Below are 3861 nucleotides of genomic sequence, written 5' to 3'. Positions count from 1 at the left end.
GTTGTTAGCGATCGCTGGTTTTTGATCCTACCTCACCAAATCGCGTTGCTCCCTTCCTGGGGTAAGGCAATCTCCTTGTTTTGCCTTTTTGACTGTAAAACCTGTGCGCCGACTGAGAATTTCTGCCATAAGCGACAGATATTCGAGCGCGAGGTGTTGCACAATGGCGATCGCGGCTGTAAATTCTGGAGGTATCGATAGCAGTTTAATTAAAGCAGTTAGACCGCCTGCTGAGGCTGCGATCGCCACAATATCAAAGGCAGCATTCTTAAAGTGAGGTAGATAATTTTTGGCATTTTCTGCCATCTGAGTCATGATTTTTTGGCTGTCACTATCAGACAAACTTCTTTATTTACAAAAATCATTAATAAATTGAAAACTTTTCATTTTTAATCCAAATATATGTTATTTTTAACCTTTATTTATTAAGAGAATAACTCAATCCTCCTGTTCTAAAATGCGTTTTGCCTGCAAAAGTTGCTGTTTATGTTCCTCACTAACTGTTGGGTATTGCAGATTTAATTCTTGTAATTTTGTGCAGATGATATTGGCAACAGTCAGCCGTGTAAACCATTTGCGATCGGCAGGAATAATATACCACGGGGCCCATTCTGTACTAGTGTTGTTGAAAACTTCTTCATAAGCATTCATATAATCATCCCAAAAAGCTCGTTCTCGGGCATCGCTATCTGAAAACTTCCAATTTTTTTTAGGAAAGTCAATCCGTTCTAAGAAGCGTTTTTTTTGCTCTGCTTTTGAGACATTCAAAAAAAACTTCAGAATAATTACACCATTATTTACCAAATATTTTTCAAAATTATTGATTTCTTCAAAACGCTGTTTCCATATCTTATTCCTTTCAGGTAAGTGGGGAAGTTGTTGTTTTTTCAGTATTTCTGGATGGACACGAACCACTAGCGCTTCTTCATAGTATGAACGATTGAATATTCCAATTCTACCTCTTTCTGGTAAAGCCTTAGTTGTTCGCCACAGGTAGTCATGGTCTAATTCTTCTGCATTAGGCCCCTTGAAACTAAATACCTGAAATCCTTGCGGATTCACACCAGAGGTCACATGTTTAATTGTGCTATCTTTACCAGCAGCATCCATTGCCTGAAAAATAATCAACAAGGCATAAGTGTTTTGAGCGTAGAGAATATTTTGGTAATTTGCTAGTCGTTCAATATCTGCCTGTAATTTAGTTGCAGCATCAGCTTTTTCATGAAACTCAGTTTTATAAGCTGGGTCATAGTTTTTTTTCAAAGAAATCTTTGAACCTGGTGGAACAATGAAAGCATCGTGATTCATAACTTTTAACCAATTCTGGGAGTTTAAGTCTCTCTTTAATCATCGGTAAGTTTTGTGATTCTTTCTAAATTCCTGTTATAAAACTTAATGACGTAGGCGTACCCCTACTCTTAAGCAAAGTAAGTACAGCGTCTGTTTGCAACAGGCTACGCAAATTCGTAAGGTGTTACGAATTACTTTTATTCAGCACTTGCTATTTTAATTTCCGTCGCCTTGGTATAGGACGCATCGCTTCACGTGCCAACATAAACATCCCTGCAACACCCAAACTGACAAACCAAACATATTGATACCAATATTGCCGAATTTGCTCACCCGCACTGAGTTCTGGACACAACGTGTTTAAGTACAGCAGCAGTACTAATATCATCAGCGCCCCAAAACCAACAAAGCTTAAGCCAACACCAATTCGTGCATGTCGCAGTTCAAAATCACTAATAGTATCTAGGTCAATTTCTGCCAATTCCTTAAAAGAATCATCTGCCAAAGATGACGTTGCTTGAAATTTATTGCTCAGTTTTGGTGGCAAAATCGGTGATAGTGTTGCTACGGTTCGGTGGCGTAGCAAAGCCTCAGTATCTCGCAGCAATTCTAATGGCTTACGGCTAGTAGTTGGTTGAGCAAACTCTATGTTGTCTGTAGGAGTTGGGGCATTAGCTTTGCTTTCAAAATCCATAGTACACTTTAGAAGAACCAGGATATACATAGCCTAGCGAATCAACAGACAAACACGCCAAAATAATTATAAATTATCAATTCCCCTCGTCCATCTCTTTTAATGTAGCTAATGCTGAGGGAGATAAGCGACTCAGATAGCTGAATATCCAGTATTTAAAGATAGTGTTTAAAATCACGGGAAATGTAGCAATAAAGAAAAATACTATGGTTTTATTATCTGGCAGCCCTAAATGTTCTGCCAATCCTTCAAGAATAACCTCCCATCCTTCTGGTGAGTGAAATCCTACGAATATATCTGTAGAGAGAATAATTAAAAAAGCCTTGGCACTATCGCTTAGTCCATAAACAATATTATCTATAAAAGATTTCAAAATCACAATTTCTTTTTTGCTTATCATGATAATGATGCTAAAAGAAATTAGTGATATTAAATCAGCAAATGCATTACTAATAGCACTATTATGTTTTACGTGAAATTCTTCAGCTATCTCAATGGCTTTGTCTTTTACCTTTTCTTTTATTACTTCTGAAGAAATTTGTGGTGCTTGATTTAGGAAATATTCAAACCTCAAGCTTTGTTGATAATTATGCAATTCATGGAGAGCTTCTTTTTCCATATCAGAATTGATAAAAATTTGGGTTATATTGTTTTCTTTGTTTCTTTCTAATATGGGATATACTAAAAAATTCTTAGATAATTGCTGAGTTAAAAATGGTACAATAATTAACGTTAATATAAATCTAATAGAAATTTTTGTCCTATTTTTAGAAAGTCGGTAATTTCTAACAAACTCTTCTTCCGTCTGCGGTACAAAATCTACTTTGATTCTATTCAGTCTTTGACCCATAGACCTCGATGGTAATCTAACTTGTTGAGATGGAGGTTGAGGCCGGATATGATTAAGATTAGATGATAACTGTTTGTTGATTTCGCTCTGGTTAACTTGTAGTGGTTGAGAAGTTGATATTAACGCATTGTTGCTAATTATTTCATTTTTTAGAGCGTACCTCTCTACAACTTCATTAATAATTTTCAGATTCTCTAACAATACAGAATTAGAGATATTTAAAATTTTTCGACTAAGACGAAACTCTATAAGTCTTACTTTGATAGTAGTTAAATTCTTCTCGAGGTATCCTTGCCAATAAGACATCACATTTTCAGTATAATTTACTGATTCTGAAGATATTTTCTTGCCGTCAAAATGTTCTATCTCAATGTTTTTAATTCTTTGAGCGGCTTGTTGAGCTTCTAAGAGTGCCCTCTCTGGTGTATCTAAAAACCAAACGTTAAGCGATCGCAAATAATCTTTGAGATTTTGGCGAAATAAATTTGCTGTTCTGGCGAAGGGATTTTTCATTATATATGATTCTTTATATAATGCGTATAATAGTTATATAAACATTAAAAATGGGTAATATCTAGTTTAAAATATTATTAATCATTACCCATAGATATATTAGATAATTTTATTATTTTGGGTGTAGACGTATTAGAGGATTAGGTACAGGGAAAGGGCGATTTTCTATAATTTTAAATCGACTCGGATCGCCATTGTCGGTAAAGACTAGTGTGACATGAATACAAAATTACACTTTAAAGCTTAATATAGCAAGCTTTGTAGAGACTTAGCCTGTTAAGATTTTTTAGCTTTATTTAGAAATATTGTCAAAAACCTAAAATAGATATATCTTGAGTTAGTTTCAGTCAGCTTGTCTAACAAGTAGAATTTGAGGATTTTTGATTAAGTAGTCATTGTCATTAGTGCATACCTTGTCTTTTGCGATGCTATAAGCAAGTCGTTGGGATAAGGCAGTTCTAAGGGACTTCCAAATAAAAAAATATCCCATCGTTTTAGAGGCAGGGGGCAGGGG

At 35.3% G+C, this 3861-nt stretch carries 4 protein-coding genes; all 4 read right to left on the bottom strand.

The window, feature by feature from the left end; genetic code table 11:
- Window positions 1–27 precede the first annotated feature (27 nt).
- The 4 genes from ACFE90_RS36980 to ACFE90_RS36965 all read right to left on the bottom strand — a co-directional run bounded on the left by ACFE90_RS36980 (window position 28) and on the right by ACFE90_RS36965 (window position 3347).
- Window positions 28–342, bottom strand: coding sequence for a chemotaxis protein CheB (locus tag ACFE90_RS36980; RefSeq protein WP_375507208.1), 315 nt, complete (start codon window positions 340–342; stop codon window positions 28–30).
- 96 nt (window positions 343–438) lie between these two features.
- Complete coding sequence (locus tag ACFE90_RS36975; protein WP_375507207.1) at window positions 439–1308, bottom strand: polyphosphate kinase 2 family protein; 870 nt, start codon at window positions 1306–1308, stop codon at window positions 439–441.
- 193 nt (window positions 1309–1501) lie between these two features.
- Entirely contained in the window at window positions 1502–1984 is a 483-nt protein-coding gene (locus ACFE90_RS36970) for a hypothetical protein (RefSeq protein ID WP_375507206.1), read from the bottom strand.
- A 76-nt stretch (window positions 1985–2060) separates the two neighbouring features.
- A complete protein-coding gene (locus tag ACFE90_RS36965) occupies window positions 2061–3347 on the bottom strand; it encodes a proton extrusion protein PcxA (protein ID WP_375507205.1) in 1287 nt (428 codons plus the stop codon).
- Window positions 3348–3861: the final 514 nt, after the last annotated feature.

Source organism: uncultured Nostoc sp., assembly GCF_964245445.1.
GTDB lineage: Bacteria > Cyanobacteriota > Cyanobacteriia > Cyanobacteriales > Nostocaceae > Nostoc.
This window is presented reverse-complemented; position numbering and strand designations above follow the sequence as displayed.